A 14,536-nucleotide genomic window follows, 5' to 3' on the forward strand; every position below is an offset into this window, starting at 1 on the left:
GCATTCATTACATTGCGATGAACGCTAGAACACATCAGAGAGCAATAAACTAAAGCGCATCGTAGGCGGCTGAGCGCTGAGGGGGGCGTAGCACAACCGCAGCCGGTAGTCTCCATGCAGCCTCAGAGTGGCGAGATCGAAGCCCAGCGCCTGCGCATGCACTCCGCTCATCCGCGCCCTGGTCGCCCCGCTATGGGCAAGCAGCGCGCCGAGGTCGTGGGCGGCGCTTTCGGGATAATCGGTCTGGGCGTCAAGCACGGTGAGAATTCTGTCATCCGTTAGCTTGTAAATGAGCGCGAGTCGGTCGTTGACCAGTTCCGCCCGGTAAGGACAGTCGTAGCTGCGCCACTGGCGGTAAGTGGCGTCGAAGGGGTGGCCGATTTCGTCTCCCAGGCGAAAACGTTCCAGAGGAGTCACCATGACGGAAGAAGGCGCGGATGGGTGTGGATGCCAGTCGTACAGCCGACTCTCGACCAGGTCGCGCCAGCCGAAGCCGTGCTTGATCAACAGATAGGAGTTGGCATTCGGGAACGCCAGCAGGAATGGAACGCCCCGTTCGCGCGCTGCAGCGGTTGCCGCGCTGAAGAGGCTGTAAAACGTGGCGAAGCCCTCCCGATGTCGCGGATCGACCATCAGACTGATTGACAGGCTGTAGTCGTATTCTCGGCCACCGGCGTCTACCAGTTTCTGCGGAATCATTCCGCTGTGTCCGATCAATTCACCTGCCTCGTTGTACGCAAGTGTGACCAGTGGCGGACCATATGGGTTGAGGAAGTAGAGCTGCGACCAGCGGCGGCGGTCGAGTTCACGGTTGAAGCAGACACGGAACAGCGCCGCCGCTTCATCGAGGATCGCGCGCGCCGCTTCAACTGAATGCAAAACTTCGATGCGCATAGGTGACCCCCTGAAAATCAATGATTCCTCACCCTTCCCCTGCTGACTGCAGCGAGGCGGTGAAGGGTGAGGAGCGGCGCCCCGATGGCAGGCAAATTACGGAGAGTTACACGTGCGGGGAAACGCCAGTCTCCCCGGCCCCCCGCTCGCCGGGCAAGCGGTCGGAGCAGCATAGAGACAGCTCGTTTCCCGTCTGCGGTTGGCAGAGAGATGTACAGAACAAGGTTATGCCGCGACCGTCTGGTCGTGTTCCGGCAACCGGCTCATATCCAGCGGCGCGGCTGGCGGCGCAGGCGTGGCTGCCGTGCCCATGAACTCGGGCACTATGCCTTCTGAACTCCGGCTTACGCCTTTCCGTCTGATCACGACAATCAGTGTACCGAAGATGATTTTCAGATCCAGCCAGAAGCTCAAATGGTCAACATACCAGACATCCTGGGCCAGAATATCCTCCCAACTCTGATCATTACGCCCGAACAGCGCCGGGAGGCCGGTCAACCCCGGCATCACCTCGTGGCGCCGGTTCTGTTCAGGCGTGTAGCGATCGAGATACCTTACCAGCAATGGTCGCGGCCCGATCAGGCTCATCTCCCCGCGGAGCACGTTCCAGAGCTGGGGCAGTTCGTCGAGGCTGGTGCTGCGCAGGAAGCGACCGAGGGGCGTGATGCGCTGACAATCGGGCAGGAGCCGCCCCTCGGCGTCGCGCTCGTTGGTCATGGTGCGAAACTTGAAGATGCGAAAGGGTTTCCCGTGCAACCCGGCCCGTTCCTGAGTAAAAATGATCGGCCGGCCCATTTGTTTCCATATCAGCAAGCTGATCACCAGCATGATCGGCGCAAGCAGGATCAAAGCCGGAACAACCAGGACGAGGTCGAACAGGCGTTTGCCAAAGCTGCGGTACATGACCCATTCCCCCCCAGGGTGCGATGTAAGACAACAGACGCGCCAACGAACGATGGTGACCGACGTGCAGATGTCAGGCAACTACGCTACGCTCTACCGGGTCGCATTCCTCCCAACGATCAACTCAACTGTCTTTCAGGCACATCGTTATGCAGGCGATACAGCGCCTGACCAAGATCGTGGTACAGGCGCAGCGGGATAGCGCGCTTCACCAGTTCCAACGTGCCAGCGCGCAGTCGTCGCTGGCGCAGGTAATGCGCGTCGTGTTGAACGATGCGGGCGAAGAGGCTGAGCGGCATCCCTTGCCAGATCGCCACGCGTTTGACCAGCCGTTCGGCGTTCACAGTGACAGGTTCGTTCCACCATTCCACCGAGTTGCCCACGAGGGTGTAGCCCAGGTCACGGGCCTGTCGCAGAACGGCGCGGTTGATGAAGCCGCCAGGTGCGCTCATCGTCGTAACGGGCTTGCCGGTTACGTCTTCAAGCCAGGCTTTACTTTCAGCCAGTTCCGCGCGCGCCCGCGCGGCGTCGAGGCGCGAGAGAGGCACGTGGGCAACCCCGTGACCGCCGACGGAGCAGAGGCTGGCCAGTTCGCGGATCTCGCCGTCGCGCAGGAAGGCCGGGTTGTGGCGGCAGAGGTCGCGGGTCAGGAAGAACGTCGCCTGGGCGCCGGCCCGCGACAGGATCTCGGCGGCGCGCAGGTTGCTGCGATGCCCGTCATCGAAGGTCATCACAACGTAGCGCTGAGGGAGGGCGCCGCGCGCCAGGCGCGCTTCTAATTCAGGGAATCCCTCGATGACATAACCCTCGGCCCTGAGCCAGGCCACCTGCTGCTCGAATACTTCGATGGGCAGCGAGTAGCGGTTCGCCGGGTCGCGCTCCAGGTTGTGGTACATCAAGGCCACGAAGCGGCTCATTGCGCCACCTCCTCCAGCGGCGCGCGAGAAGCGCAGATGCGCTCCAGATCATCCACGTAGGCGGGATAAACGCTCTGCGCCGAAAAGCGCTCGGCGAAGACCTGCCGCACACGCTGGCGACAAAGCGCGGCAAAATCAGGGTCTTCGATCAGGCGCCGCAGCGCGCGCACGAGCGAGGGGACATTCTGCGCTTCGTAGGAGACGCCAAGGGGCTCGTTGTCAATCAGGCGCTGGAGTTCGCCTTTCAACGAGCTGATCAGCGGCAGGCCGAAGGCCATATACTCGTTGGGTTTATTAGGGATGGAGTACAGATTGCTGCGAAACGCGACCAGACCGGCAAATGAGCGCGTAAGCAGGGCGCGCAACTGGGTGATGTTCAAAAATCCAAGGAAGGTGATGTTCTGGAGGCCAAGTGTTTGCGCCCTTGTCTCCCAGGTTTCGCGCAGCGGCCCCTCGCCGGCGAGGAAGAAGCGCACCCGGGGCGCCTCGGAGGCGATAACGCCAGCGGCCTCGATCAGGGTGTCAATATCGTAGGAGGTTCCCAGGGTGCCAACGAACACAATGTTGGTGGTTTCGGGCGTGAAGCCGCGGGCCAGCAGATCGGGCAACCCCTCGTTGTCATTACCGTCCACGATGGAGGGGTCATAGCCCAGGTAGTAGACCTGGCCGTAGGCAAATGGCGCGCCGCGACGCTCGGTGACGACGCGCAGATAGTGCTGGCTCACGGCGACGCAGTGCTCTGCGAGCGTAAACACCTGGCGCGACCGGCGGAACATCGGGGTGAGCGCCAGCCGGGCCGCCCAGCGGAGTTGCTGTGGCGCCAGGGAGAGAAACTCGTCGGGCCAGATATCCTGCACATCAACCACCACCGGCACGCCGTGGGCGCGCCCGTAGCGCAGGCAATCCAGGGCGGCTTCGGGCAGCGGATAGCTCACGATGATGCCGTCGGGCGGAGCATTGCGCGCCATCCACCGGCGAACGGCAACGACATAGTCCCGGTGGTTGAGCAGCCGGGTGAGGGACACGTTCTTGCGGTACGGCCGGGTGTGGATCAATACGGCGCGCAGCCCGCGGGGCAGGTCGTTCAGGGTATCGGTGCGGCGATAGACCTTCGGGATATGGAGAAAATCTGAACAGAGCCACGTTACGGTATGACCCCGCCGCAGCAACTCGGCCACCAGCATCTGGTAGCGCATGGGCCTGACGCCCTGGTCGCTGGGCAGCGGGTCGAAGGGGTTGACCAGCCAGAAATGCATGGGACCGCTCCTTGCCGGTGTCAGCCGTTGCCGCCGATGCGCGCTGCGTGCTCGGCGGTTGCACGGGCGCGGGTCGGAAGGCTGCGAATATTCGGCTGCAGCGCGGGCGTCGTTTCGGGATGCCGCGCGTCGAGGCGTCGCAGCACCATTAGCAGCGCCAGGATGGACCAGAAGGTGGGATCGAGGTAGAACCCCGAAGCAAAATGCAGGGCGAAGACCATCACGAACATCGGCAGATAAAACTCGCGATTGCGACGCACGTCAGGACGCAGGACCGCAAACAGCAAGATGAGGTGCAACGCTATGCCGACCCAGCCCTGGGTGACGCGCACCACCGTAAAAATGTTGTGGATAAATGGTTCGGTAATCCCAAAGCGTCGCAAATACACTTCATCCATCACGGCGGCAAAGTCGGGGTTCTGTCCGAGACCGGTGCCGGTGAAAAAGTGGGGCAGATCCTGCGGTGGATGGACGAGTAGCGTGAGCGCGGCAAGCACGCGCACGTTAGCCGACTCATCTTCGCCAGCGGCTATCGTATTCAGCCGGTCGGTGACGACCGGTGCAACTCCGGCATACAAGGCCCAGATGACAACAGCAGTGACGATGATGATGAGCGGGATGGCAAAGCGCCGAAAACGGGCGTTGAGCACGCTGACGGCCAGCGCCGGAACCGCGATTGCCCATCCCGACAGGGAGAGGGTGAGCAAACTGGCCGTCAGCAACACGAGCACGCTGACCAGCAAAAGCTTGCGGTTCTTGAAGGAATACACGCTGGTCAGCATCATCAGCAACACGAGGGCGAATGAGAGGGCAATCGAGAAGGTGGAAGGTTCGTATGACAATCCGGCCGGTCGCAGCACGCCTCCCGTCCGGTAAATATCAATAAGGGGATTCCAGACCACGGCGGAGAACGCTTCTGGCAGCGCCAGCACCACACCGAAGAAGTTGAGCAATACGAACTGGATGATCCCGAACGAGCCGAACATGATGATCATCACGGCAGCGGTTGCTACCGCCCAGCCAATATCATCGGCGGTGATCATCAATCGCGCCGCGCTTGCGAAGCACAGCGCATAGATGAGCAGCAGCCCGAATGGCTGGATCCACTCACGATTGGTTGTCAGGCCCAGGACCAGACCAACGAAGATCTGCCAGCCGATCAACACGACCGCGAGGATCACTGGCGTGTCATCGGCCGGTCGGGGGACGGGAGTAAAGAAGGCCAGGGCCGCCGCTGCGCCAAGGATCAACAGCGGAACAGTAATGGCGAAGGACTCGCTGATACGCACCAGCGCAATGTTGTTGAAGAGCTGGCCGAGCGCGCCAGCGACCAGCAGCGACAACACGAGGCGCCGCCGGAGGGTCGTTGGTGATGAGGCCATCTGGGCAAGCGAAGGGTTCATACCGTTACCTCGCCTCACTTCTCCTGCGGGCCGGCAGCGCACCGATGGCGTGGGCCAGGATCAGCACCGTTCCGATCAGATGCACCGCCGACGCTGCGATCATCACGATGGCGACCCCGGTCATACCCATCGAGGGGATGAGCCAGACGCTCAGCGCGGTCAGCACCACAACCTGAACCCCAAACAGCACCACCTGCACGCGTAGGTAGCGCGCGGCCTTCATCCCTTCGCCAATCAGCCAGGAGACGTAACCGATGGCGGCGGAGACCATGACCCATACGAAGAACCAGGTGTAGGTTGCATACTCGGGCTGATAGATCAGCGTGAGCAGCGGGCGACCGGCGACGAGAGCCACGACGACTCCGCCCGCGCCAAGCGCCAGGCCAATGGCCCCCATCTGCAACAGCAGGCGCGAGAAGGCCTGACGGTCGCCCGTGGCGTAGTGCCGCGACAGGCGTGGCAGGGCCGACTGCCCCAGGGCGCTCACGACGGTCATCCCGGCCACCTGCAAATAGGTGAGGGCGGCGAAGATACCGAGGGTGTATTCGCCCAGGTAGTGCCCGACGAAGAAGCGCGGCAGGCTGGTGACGAGAGAGATCAGCAACATGGAGATGCCCAGCGGCAGGGCCAGCCATGTCAGTGCCAGCAGGGTGCGCGGGCGCCAGCGGGGGCGCAGGCTGCGCGCCAGTTGCACGGGACTGGAGGCGCCGGGTGTCGGGCCCTGAATGAGCATGACGCTGCGGAGGTCGTACAGCAGCACCACCCCGATCCCGGCGAAGGCCAGGCCCATTACTCCCCAGAAGACGCTGCCGGTGAGGTAAACCAGGAGGCCCAGGGCTGCCAGGGAGAGCAGGCCCCTGAGGATCATTGACCGGGCGACGCGATCCATGCGTTCGTGATGCTGGAGCATGCCGAAAATGACGTCGCTGATGGCCTCAACCGCCTTGAACAGGCCAAAGGCCACGACGACCAGGGCGGTTTCCACCGGGTAGCGCAGGGCCAGAACGATCCCGCCGATGATGAGCATCGCCAGAGCGACGGTGATGAGGCGCAGGCCGAAGTAGTCGGCGAATGCGTATTCCTCCCGCGCGTCGGTCGCCTGGACATCACGCAGTTGAAGGTTGGTCAGCATCAGCACCGGTACGGCGATGGCGGAACCGAGCGCGAACTGGCCAACCATCTCCGGGGTGCCGAGCTTTGCCAGCACGATCAGCATGCCCCATTGGCACGCGGCAAAGATGACGTTGCCCAGGAAGGTCCACGAGAAATTGGCGCGCAGCGAGAGGCGCGATGGGGTGCCTGCCACGGATGGTTTCAAGCTTTCTGCCATGTTCCTGCCGCTGATATCGTGTTTTCTAGTCTCTTCTGGGCGGCGTCATCCAGGCCGGGATGAAACTGCTGCGTCCAGGCTGGCGCGGACTGCGACAATCGAAGTGAACGCGTCTTGATCTCAGGGGCGCCGGCCGGCCTTCCGAACGACCCGCGGCGCCCGTTGATCACTCGGCGATAGCGGGATAGCCGGAAGTAGATGTCGTGCCGCCGGGCTCATCACGGCTAGCGGTGACGGTCTGGGGAGAACGGGCCGGGACGGCGGAGGGGCGGGACGACCTGGTCTGGTAGTAGCGCCTGTGCTCCCCTTTATGCGCGTTCAACACCACACCGAGAGGTTCGATCTCGAACTGGGCAAGTTGATCGAGGGCGCTGACGAGCGCGTCGCTACGCAGGCGCCCGGAACGCACCACCAGCACGGTGGCGTCGCAGAGACGGGCCAGGGTAATAGGATCGGCCACTGCCAGGAGGGCAGGGCTGTCGAAGAGCACAATATCGGCGTGTCGCTTCAGTCGCTCGACAAGGCTGGCCATCTGGGACGAGCCGATCACCTCGGCCGGATTTGCCGGCAGTGGACCACTGGGCAGCAGATCGAGGTTGGTGACGCCAGTGGGCGTGAGATGGCTGGCCAGGCTGGCGGCGTCACTATAAAGCGCTGTGGTGACGCCGCGTGTATTCGGCTGCTGAAAGATCGTGTGCAGGGTAGGCTTGCGCAGGTCCGTATCCACCAGGATCACGCGCTTGCCAGACTCGGCCAGCACGACAGCCAGGTTGGCCAGGGTGGTGCTCTTGCCTTCGCCGTCGGCGGCGCTGGTCACCAGCAGGGTGTGGATGGGTCGCTGTTTCGCCGCATGCTCGATGTGCACGCGCAGACGGCGATAGGTCTCGGCGACCGGCGAAAGAGCGTCGCGCAGCACCACCGGCTTGTCTGGACCGGCGGCCTGGGGCGGGACGGTGACCAGGGTTCTGGCGCCAGTGAGGCGGGTGATTTGATTGGCGGAGCGCACGCGGTCGTCAAAATACTCGCGCAGCAGGATGCCGCCAGCGGCGAGCATCGCGCCGACAACCATAAACACGGCGACGTTGAGGGGGATGCGCGGGCTGGCCGGGCGCGTTGCTGGCAGGGCGGGTTCAACGACATACAGGTTATAGCGGCTGAAGGTTACATCGTTGCCAAGCAGCTCGCGCCCTTGTTGAGCCACCAGATTGACGATTTCGTTGGCGATAGCGGCTGCCCGTTCGGGATCGGAGTCGCGAACAGTCAACACAATCAACGGAGTATTGCGGGTGAGCGAAACGCGCACGCGCCGTTCAAGCGCTTCGGGCGTCGTATTGAGCTGCAATCTGGCGATAACGCTCTCCAGGACGGGGCGCTTGCGCAACAGTTCCATGTAGGTGGCGATGGGGCGTTCGTTCACACCCCAGATCTCGCTGTCGGGTGCGCTTCGACGAGTAACCGTAACGGTCGTCCGTGACTCGTAGGTCGGAGTGATTTGCAGGCTCACTACATAGGCCAGCGCGCCGCTGAGCAGTGAAATCAGGGCAATCAGCCACGCCCAGCGCCAGAGCAGATTTGCAAACGCCTTGAATTCCATGTGCTTTCCTCCATTGAGGTGGTTGCGGCTCTTCCATCCTGGCCTATGTGATCCGTTGACGTTGCCCAGGGAAGTACAGGCCTCAGAAGTTCAGCGAATGAACGGTTTTCACAGTAGCGGCGTTGGATGCTTTCCTGCGCAATAATCGCTCTGCATTTCAATAATATTAGAGATTTAATGGCGAATGTCTTTTTGGCAAGCGAATTGCAACGCTGCCAGACGGTGGCGAAGACGCCGCGGGATTGTCTGGAGCGCGTGCAGCCTCTGGCATGTGTAGATCGCATCAGCGCATTTCGAGTGCGGCGTTTCTTTTTGTCTTTCTAAAGAGGAGCGCTGTCACTCGCGAGGCGCTGAAGCCCGGCTGGATGTTATTCGAGAATGTGAGCTGCAACCTGCTTGCGCGCTAGCAAGTATAGCAATTTGAGCGTACTACATCAAGAAATAGGGATTTGAAAACATTCATATTGACATGATTGTTAGGTTTCGGTTGTCTTTTTGTTTATTTTCGGCCTGACTACGGCGCTGCTATGCCTGGCGATATGACGGTTTATTCATCAATTGTCTGTGTTGTGCGAAACCTCCAGGAGGACGCACAGGTTTCTCGGAGGTGCAGCCCTCTCAAACCAGCGCAGGCGCGGGTGTGTCCCGGAGAGTTCCAGGAACCTTCCAGGCGTTCTCCACCGAAATCTCCATACCTGGTTGCTACAGTGAAGGTGTGATAAGCGCCGCGCAGGAGCGGAAAGCAAGCACAGGAGGATAACGATGCAACGCCTGATAATGTTCATGACGATGGGCATTCTGGCGGCCGCGCTGGCGCTCGGCGCGCCGGCGGGGGCCTTCGCCCAGGGGCCTGCTGGCCGCGCGCAGTGGATCCGCGCCCGTCTGGGCGGCCCGGAGCAGTCGCTGGTCGGGACGGCGGCGGCACAGCCTGGGGTGAGCCGGGTGGAGTTGCTGGCGCAGTTGCGGAGCGCGATGACGCTCGCCGAGGCGCTCAGGGCCGGGGGTGTTGATGTCGCCTCGTTCGCAGACAGCTTTATCGCTTCGCGCGCCGAGCGTCTCAGCGCGGCGGTTGCTGCCGGCGCCCTGACCCGCGCCGAAGCCGACGCGCGTCTGGACGCGCTGCGGGCCAATGTGACCGCACGGCTCGAACGGCCCGTTCAGCGTGGTTGGTCCCGCCGGTCAGGGCGCGCGCACCGCGAGGGACTTCGTGGACGCCGACGGGGACGGGGTCTGCGACAATATGCCCGCGGGCGGCCGTCAGGCCCGCGGGGGGCCCGGCGCGGCCCGCGCCGGTAGCCCGATGTTCACAACGGCGGGCGAGGTGTTTACCCTCGCTCGCCGTCTGATTGTTTACGATAAGACAAGGGTTTTAGAGCGCCGACGATCAGTGAGGAGACTGAGCCACTGAGGACACGGAGGGGGGCCGGCGTTTCGAGAAACGCTCTAGGAGGTGTACTCTCTGATCCGGGACGAAGTGGCGCGGATCTACGAGGCCAGTCTGGGCCTGAGCCGATTGGTGGACGATCTGCGGATGCTCTCGCTGGCCGAGGCGGGGCGGCTGGATCTGCAGTGCAGCCTGTGGCGGTGGGGCCGCTGCTGGCGCGCGAGGCGGCGCTCTTCGCCGACCTGGCCGCCGGGCAGGGAGTGCATCTGCACGTCGAAACCCCCGGCGACCTCCTCGAAGCCCTGGCCGACCCGGAGCGCCTGGCGCAGGTGCTGCACAATCTGTTGAGCAACGCTCTGCGCCATATCCCTGCCGGCGGCCGGATCATCCTGCGGGCGCGGGCGGCAACAGCAATGAATGGATCGTTACAGGTGGAGGTGGAAGACACTGGCGCGGGCATCGCTCCCGATGATCTGCCTCATGTGTTTGAGCGTTTTTACGGCCGACCGGGGCCGTTCGCGGGAGCGCGGCGGCAGCGGGCTGGGGTTGACGATCGCCCGTGAGTTAGTACGTCTCCGGGGGGCGCGATGGGGGTTGAGAGCGCGTCGGGCCAGAGCGCCCGCTTCTGATTCACCTTGCCGAGGGCGCGGAATGCCGAAGCGGGTTGTAATACGCCAGGGGCGACAGGCATCTAAAAGATGTTTTATGAGGGCGCTGACCGGAATGCTTGATCCACGCACGTTGCAGAGAAAGGTGCTGCTATGCGCGCAATATTTCGTCTGGTTCTGCTGGCGCTGGCGGCGCTGACGCTGGCCGCCTGCGGTATGGCGACGCGCCCGGCGGGGCCCGTAATGGCGCCGGCAGGCTACGCCAACATCTCCGTCGCCGAACTAAAGGCCCGTCTCGACGCCCGCGAGCCGCTCATCCTGCTGGACGTGCGCTCGCCGGAGGAGTACGCTCAGGACGGGCATGTGGCCGGAGCGGTGCTCATTCCCCTCCCTGAACTGGCGCGGCGCATAGGGGAGCTTGATCGCCAGCGCCCGATTGTCTGCATCTGCCGATCAGGTAACCGCAGCCGTACCGCCTGTGAGCAACTGGCGCTGGCTGGCTTTACCCGACTAGCGAATGTCGAAGGCGGAATGCGCGCCTGGGCTGCGGCCGGGTACGCGATTGAGCGACCGTGAGGGATGCATATGGCAAAACGAGTAATCATTGTCGGGGGAGTGGCGGCGGGGATGAGTGCGGCGGCGAAGGCGCGACGCAGCGATCCCGGTCTGGAAATCGTGGCCTATGAGCGTTCGGGGTACGTGAGCTATGGCTCTTGCGGCTTCCCCTACGCGATCAAGGGCGAGATCCCCCGGGTCGAGGACGTGGTGGTGCGCACGCCGGAACGCTTTGCGCAGCAGGGCATCACCGCCCTGGTGCGCCACGAGGTGCTGGAGATCGATCCAGCGGGCGGGACGGTGCTGGTACGCAATCTGAACAACGGGACAGAGTTCCGGGATCGCTGGGACGCCCTGGTGCTGACGACTGGCGGCGTGGCGAGCCGTCCGCCTTTTCCGGGTGTGAACCTGCCAGGCATTTTCACCCTGCGCACGGTCGAAGACGCGCTGGCGATCCAGCAGTGGATCCGCGAGCATCGTCCCGCGCGCGGGGTGATTATCGGCGGGGGGTACATCGGGCTGGAGATGGCCGAGGCCCTCGCGGCCCATGGCATTCGGCTTGCGCTGGTGGAACGGTTGCCGCAGGTGTTGCCGAACCTGGATCCTGAGATGGCCGGCCATGTGCAGGCCGAGCTGGCGCGGCAGGGCGTGGAGGTGCGCCTGGATCAGCCGGTTGAAGGTTTCGGCGGCGATGAACGGATACGCGAGGTGGTAGCCGGAGGACAGCGCATCCCCGCCGATATCGTGATCCTGGCCGTGGGAGTCAGGCCGAATGTAGAACTGGCCCGCGCCGCGGGCATCGCCCTGGGGCCGACCGGGGCAGTGGCGGTGGACGATCACCAGCGGACGAACCTGCCCGGCATCTGGGCGGCGGGCGACGTGGCCGAGGCCCTGCACCGCGTCACGGGCAAGCCGGCCTGGGTGCCGCTGGGCACCACAGCCAACAAGCAGGGCCGCGTGGCCGGTGAAAACGTCGCCGGTGGCGACGCGCGCTTCCCAGGGATTGTTGGCACCGCGGTGGTGAAGGTTTTTGACCTGGAAGCGGCGAGCAGCGGCCTGTCCGAAGCCAGGGCGCGGGTTGGCGGTTACGAGGTCGAGACGGTCAGCGCCACGGCGAACTCGCGGGCGCACTACATGCCGGGACACCAGCCCATCCACGTGAAGCTGGTCTACGAGAGCGGTTCGCGCCGGCTGCTTGGCGGCCAACTGGTAGGCGCCGAGGGGGTCGCAAAGCGGATTGACATTATCGCCGCGGCGCTGCACCAGGGCTGGACGGTGGACGAACTGGCCGAGTTGGATTTGAGCTACGCCCCGCCCTTCGCGCCGGTGTGGGACCCGATCCTGGTGGCGGCCAATCTGGCGCGTCGCGAGGGGTGAGACCTGGGATTTGGGATTTGGGATTTGGGATTTGGGATTTGGGATTTGGGATTTGGCGCCGACCGCGTCAGGACGCGGCGTGTCAGATCCAAAATCCAAAATCCCAAATCCAAAATGGCATTACATCCGCCCGCGCAGCATGCCGTTCCAGTACATCGCCGGGAGGCCGTAGGCTTTCAGGGCGTACATGCTGTAGCGCTCCTGGGCCTGGTCGAAGGGGAAGGTCTCCTTCGGCTCGAGGGCGTAGTCGAACTCCGCCAGAATCAGGCGCCCGTAGCCGGTCACCAATGGGCAGGAGGTGTAGCCGTCGTAGACGGCGGTCATCGGCTGCCCGGCGATCAGGGCGCGCAGGTTCTCGACCACCACCGGGGCCTGTTTGCGAATCGCTGCGCCGGTCTTTGAGGTGGGCAGGTTGGCGCAGTCGCCGAGGCTGAAGACGTTGGCGTAGCGCTGGTGCTGCAGGGTGTACTGGTTCACGTCCACCCAGCCGGTTTCGTGGGCCAGGGGGCTGGCCTTAATCACATCGGGCGCGCTCATCGGCGGCGTGACGTGCAGCATGTCGAAGTGAACGGTGACGGGTTCGCCGGTGGCCAGGTTGTGGAAAATCGCCTCGCGGGCCTCGCCGCGCACCTCGACGAGTTCGTGCTGAAAGTGCAATGCGATGTCTTTGCGAGCGACCACCTGTAGCAGGGCATCGGCATACTTCTTGACGCTGAAGATCGAGGTCCCGGCGTGGTAGAACTGCACCGTGCTGCGCTCGCGCACCCCGGAGCGGCGGAAGTAGTCGTCAGCCAGGTAGGCGATCTTCTGCGGCGCGCCGCCGCATTTCACCGGCGTGCCGGGCTGGGTGAAGACCGCGTTGCCGCCGCGGAAGGTGCGGATGCTCTGCCAGGTGCACTCCACGGTGTCGTATGAGTAGTTGGAGCAGACGTTGTGCTTGCCCAGGCTCTCCTTCAGGCCCTTGATCTTGTCCCAATCAATTTGAATGCCGAGCGCCACTACGAGGTAATCGTAGGTGATGCTGGCGCCGTTGCTCAGGGTCAGCCGGTTGGCGTCGGGATCGAAGCTGGCGACGCTGGTCTGGAGCCAGGTCACACCGCGCGGGATGTAGTCGGCCTGGTCGCGCACTGACTGCTCGCGGGGGAACACCCCGCCGCCGACGAGGGTCCAGAGGGGCTGGTAGTAGTGGCGCGTGGAAGGCTCAATCAGGGCCACCTGGGGCGGCGAGGGCAATTCCATCAACTGGGCGGCCACCATGATGCCGGCGGTGCCGCCGCCAGCAATGACGACCTGGTAGTGGGTAGTGGACATGGCGGGTTCTCCTCCTGATTAGTACTCTGTGAACGAAGTTTTTCGGTAACTCCGCCCCCTCCCCAACCCTCCTCTGCTGGGGGAGGGAGTCCGGCTCCTCCCCCCGTTGGGGGGAGGCTGGGAGGGGGGCGGGAATGCCAGGAAACTTTTCACAGACTCATTAGCTATCTGTGGGGCTGCGTCGCGCGCCACAGGGTTAAGCAAGGTTTTTTTTCAGAAGGGCTTTTCGCCCTCCCGGCTCCTCCCTTTTTCAGCCGTTTGTCGTTTCGGCAGGCGCGGCGGGCAGATTCTGACCGAAGCGGGCGGCGAAGCCCAGGGCGAACCCCAGGGAACGCTGGATGTCACGGTCGAACAGCGACCGCAGCAGGGTGAACGGCCCGGCGCGGCGCGGTTCGCGCTGCGTCTTGACGAGGGCGTCGGCGGCGGCGCCGATGACCTGCAGCGTTCGGGGGTCAATGACGCCGGAGTCGAGCAGGGCGCGCACCTCATCGGAGTGCAGCAGGGTAACGAAGTTGCGAAAGGCGACCAGACCCTCCTTCGCGGTCTCCTCCAGATTGACGCCCTGGCGGCCAATGGCGGCGTAGAGTTCGTCAATCATATCGACGGTCATGGCCATAAATCCGGGCGCCTGGCGGGTCACCTGGTCGAGGACGCGGAGTTGCTCGGCCAGCCCGGCGATTGCGCGCAGGTTTTCGGGGGTGGTGAGCCGCTCCAGGGCGATCAGGCCCAGCTTCAGGCGCTCGTCAACGTCCACGCCGGCCCGGGCCCCGTCGCGGTAAAGGCTATCGAGGGTATCGGTCGCCACCGCCAGGGCCATCGGGGCCTGGTCGGCGAGGGCCTCGACGCGGGCCAGTTTCTGTTCGATGCGCTCCAGGCGCTCGAGGAGGGCGTTCATTACACTGGCGAGTTCGGCGGGCGCCGGTTCGACGACGGTTGCCCCATTCGAATATATGTGTGTCATAGCATGCCCCAATACCTTATTCAAGGAGAGCGACCCGCAGCAG

General features: G+C 63.6%; 13 protein-coding genes. 4 read left to right on the forward strand and 9 right to left on the reverse strand.

Annotated features, from left to right (window positions below):
- Positions 1–24: 24 nt before the first annotated feature.
- From NZU74_02530 to NZU74_02560, 7 genes are all read right to left on the reverse strand, one after another.
- Positions 25–894 carry a GNAT family N-acetyltransferase gene (locus NZU74_02530; protein MCS6880182.1) on the reverse strand — a complete coding sequence of 290 codons (870 nt, stop codon included), beginning with the start codon at positions 892–894 and terminating at the stop codon, positions 25–27.
- 225 nt (positions 895–1,119) lie between these two features.
- Positions 1,120–1,797 carry a sugar transferase gene (locus NZU74_02535; protein MCS6880183.1) on the reverse strand — a complete coding sequence of 226 codons (678 nt, stop codon included), beginning with the start codon at positions 1,795–1,797 and terminating at the stop codon, positions 1,120–1,122.
- Positions 1,798–1,916: 119 nt separating this feature from the next.
- The gene (locus NZU74_02540) at positions 1,917–2,714 is read right to left on the reverse strand and encodes a polysaccharide deacetylase family protein (GenBank protein MCS6880184.1); all 798 of its coding nucleotides are present in this window, start codon (positions 2,712–2,714) and stop codon (positions 1,917–1,919) included.
- The gene (locus NZU74_02545) at positions 2,711–3,970 is read right to left on the reverse strand and encodes a glycosyltransferase family 4 protein (protein MCS6880185.1); all 1,260 of its coding nucleotides are present in this window, start codon (positions 3,968–3,970) and stop codon (positions 2,711–2,713) included. The genes NZU74_02540 and NZU74_02545 overlap by 4 nt, the downstream gene beginning before the upstream one ends.
- 20 nt (positions 3,971–3,990) lie before the next feature.
- A complete protein-coding gene (locus NZU74_02550; protein MCS6880186.1) occupies positions 3,991–5,373 on the reverse strand; it encodes a hypothetical protein in 1,383 nt (460 codons plus the stop codon).
- Between the two features lie 4 nt (positions 5,374–5,377).
- Positions 5,378–6,679 carry an oligosaccharide flippase family protein gene (locus NZU74_02555; GenBank protein ID MCS6880187.1) on the reverse strand — a complete coding sequence of 434 codons (1,302 nt, stop codon included), beginning with the start codon at positions 6,677–6,679 and terminating at the stop codon, positions 5,378–5,380.
- A 190-nt stretch (positions 6,680–6,869) separates the two neighbouring features.
- Complete coding sequence (locus tag NZU74_02560) at positions 6,870–8,297, reverse strand: polysaccharide biosynthesis tyrosine autokinase (protein ID MCS6880188.1); 1,428 nt, start codon at positions 8,295–8,297, stop codon at positions 6,870–6,872.
- Positions 8,298–9,059: 762 nt separating this feature from the next.
- Here NZU74_02560 and NZU74_02565 point away from each other — a divergent pair.
- The 4 genes from NZU74_02565 (at position 9,060) to NZU74_02580 (ending at position 12,221) form a co-directional block, all read left to right on the forward strand.
- The gene (locus NZU74_02565) at positions 9,060–9,593 is read left to right on the forward strand and encodes a hypothetical protein (GenBank protein MCS6880189.1); all 534 of its coding nucleotides are present in this window, start codon (positions 9,060–9,062) and stop codon (positions 9,591–9,593) included.
- Positions 9,594–9,866: 273 nt separating this feature from the next.
- On the forward strand, positions 9,867–10,244 hold the full coding sequence (locus NZU74_02570; protein MCS6880190.1) for an ATP-binding protein: 378 nt from the start codon (positions 9,867–9,869) through the stop codon (positions 10,242–10,244).
- A 198-nt stretch (positions 10,245–10,442) separates the two neighbouring features.
- Positions 10,443–10,865, forward strand: a complete 423-nt coding sequence (locus tag NZU74_02575) for a rhodanese-like domain-containing protein (protein MCS6880191.1) — start codon at positions 10,443–10,445, stop codon at positions 10,863–10,865.
- Positions 10,866–10,874: 9 nt separating this feature from the next.
- Positions 10,875–12,221: an FAD-dependent oxidoreductase gene (locus tag NZU74_02580; GenBank protein MCS6880192.1), complete on the forward strand. Its 1,347-nt coding sequence runs from the start codon at positions 10,875–10,877 to the stop codon at positions 12,219–12,221.
- Between the two features lie 120 nt (positions 12,222–12,341).
- Here the strand turns inward: NZU74_02580 and NZU74_02585 are convergent, their stop codons facing one another.
- Together NZU74_02585 and NZU74_02590 are read right to left on the reverse strand one after the other, a co-directional pair.
- A complete protein-coding gene (locus NZU74_02585) occupies positions 12,342–13,532 on the reverse strand; it encodes an NAD(P)/FAD-dependent oxidoreductase (protein ID MCS6880193.1) in 1,191 nt (396 codons plus the stop codon).
- 250 nt (positions 13,533–13,782) lie between these two features.
- A complete protein-coding gene (locus NZU74_02590; GenBank protein ID MCS6880194.1) occupies positions 13,783–14,493 on the reverse strand; it encodes a DUF1641 domain-containing protein in 711 nt (236 codons plus the stop codon).
- Positions 14,494–14,536 lie beyond the last annotated feature (43 nt).

This window comes from Chloroflexaceae bacterium (assembly GCA_025057155.1).
Lineage (GTDB): Bacteria > Chloroflexota > Chloroflexia > Chloroflexales > Chloroflexaceae > JACAEO01.

Coding starts and splice junctions, on each gene's coding strand:
- NZU74_02530 (MCS6880182.1), bottom strand. CDS start 894: ATGCGCATCGAAGTTTTGCATTCAGTTGAAGCGGCGCGCGCGATCCTC.
- NZU74_02535 (MCS6880183.1), bottom strand. CDS start 1,797: ATGTACCGCAGCTTTGGCAAACGCCTGTTCGACCTCGTCCTGGTTGTT.
- NZU74_02540 (MCS6880184.1), bottom strand. CDS start 2,714: ATGAGCCGCTTCGTGGCCTTGATGTACCACAACCTGGAGCGCGACCCG.
- NZU74_02545 (MCS6880185.1), bottom strand. CDS start 3,970: ATGCATTTCTGGCTGGTCAACCCCTTCGACCCGCTGCCCAGCGACCAG.
- NZU74_02550 (MCS6880186.1), bottom strand. CDS start 5,373: ATGAACCCTTCGCTTGCCCAGATGGCCTCATCACCAACGACCCTCCGG.
- NZU74_02560 (MCS6880188.1), bottom strand. CDS start 8,297: ATGGAATTCAAGGCGTTTGCAAATCTGCTCTGGCGCTGGGCGTGGCTG.
- NZU74_02565 (MCS6880189.1), top strand. CDS start 9,060: ATGCAACGCCTGATAATGTTCATGACGATGGGCATTCTGGCGGCCGCG.
- NZU74_02575 (MCS6880191.1), top strand. CDS start 10,443: ATGCGCGCAATATTTCGTCTGGTTCTGCTGGCGCTGGCGGCGCTGACG.
- NZU74_02580 (MCS6880192.1), top strand. CDS start 10,875: ATGGCAAAACGAGTAATCATTGTCGGGGGAGTGGCGGCGGGGATGAGT.
- NZU74_02585 (MCS6880193.1), bottom strand. CDS start 13,532: ATGTCCACTACCCACTACCAGGTCGTCATTGCTGGCGGCGGCACCGCC.
- NZU74_02590 (MCS6880194.1), bottom strand. CDS start 14,493: ATGACACACATATATTCGAATGGGGCAACCGTCGTCGAACCGGCGCCC.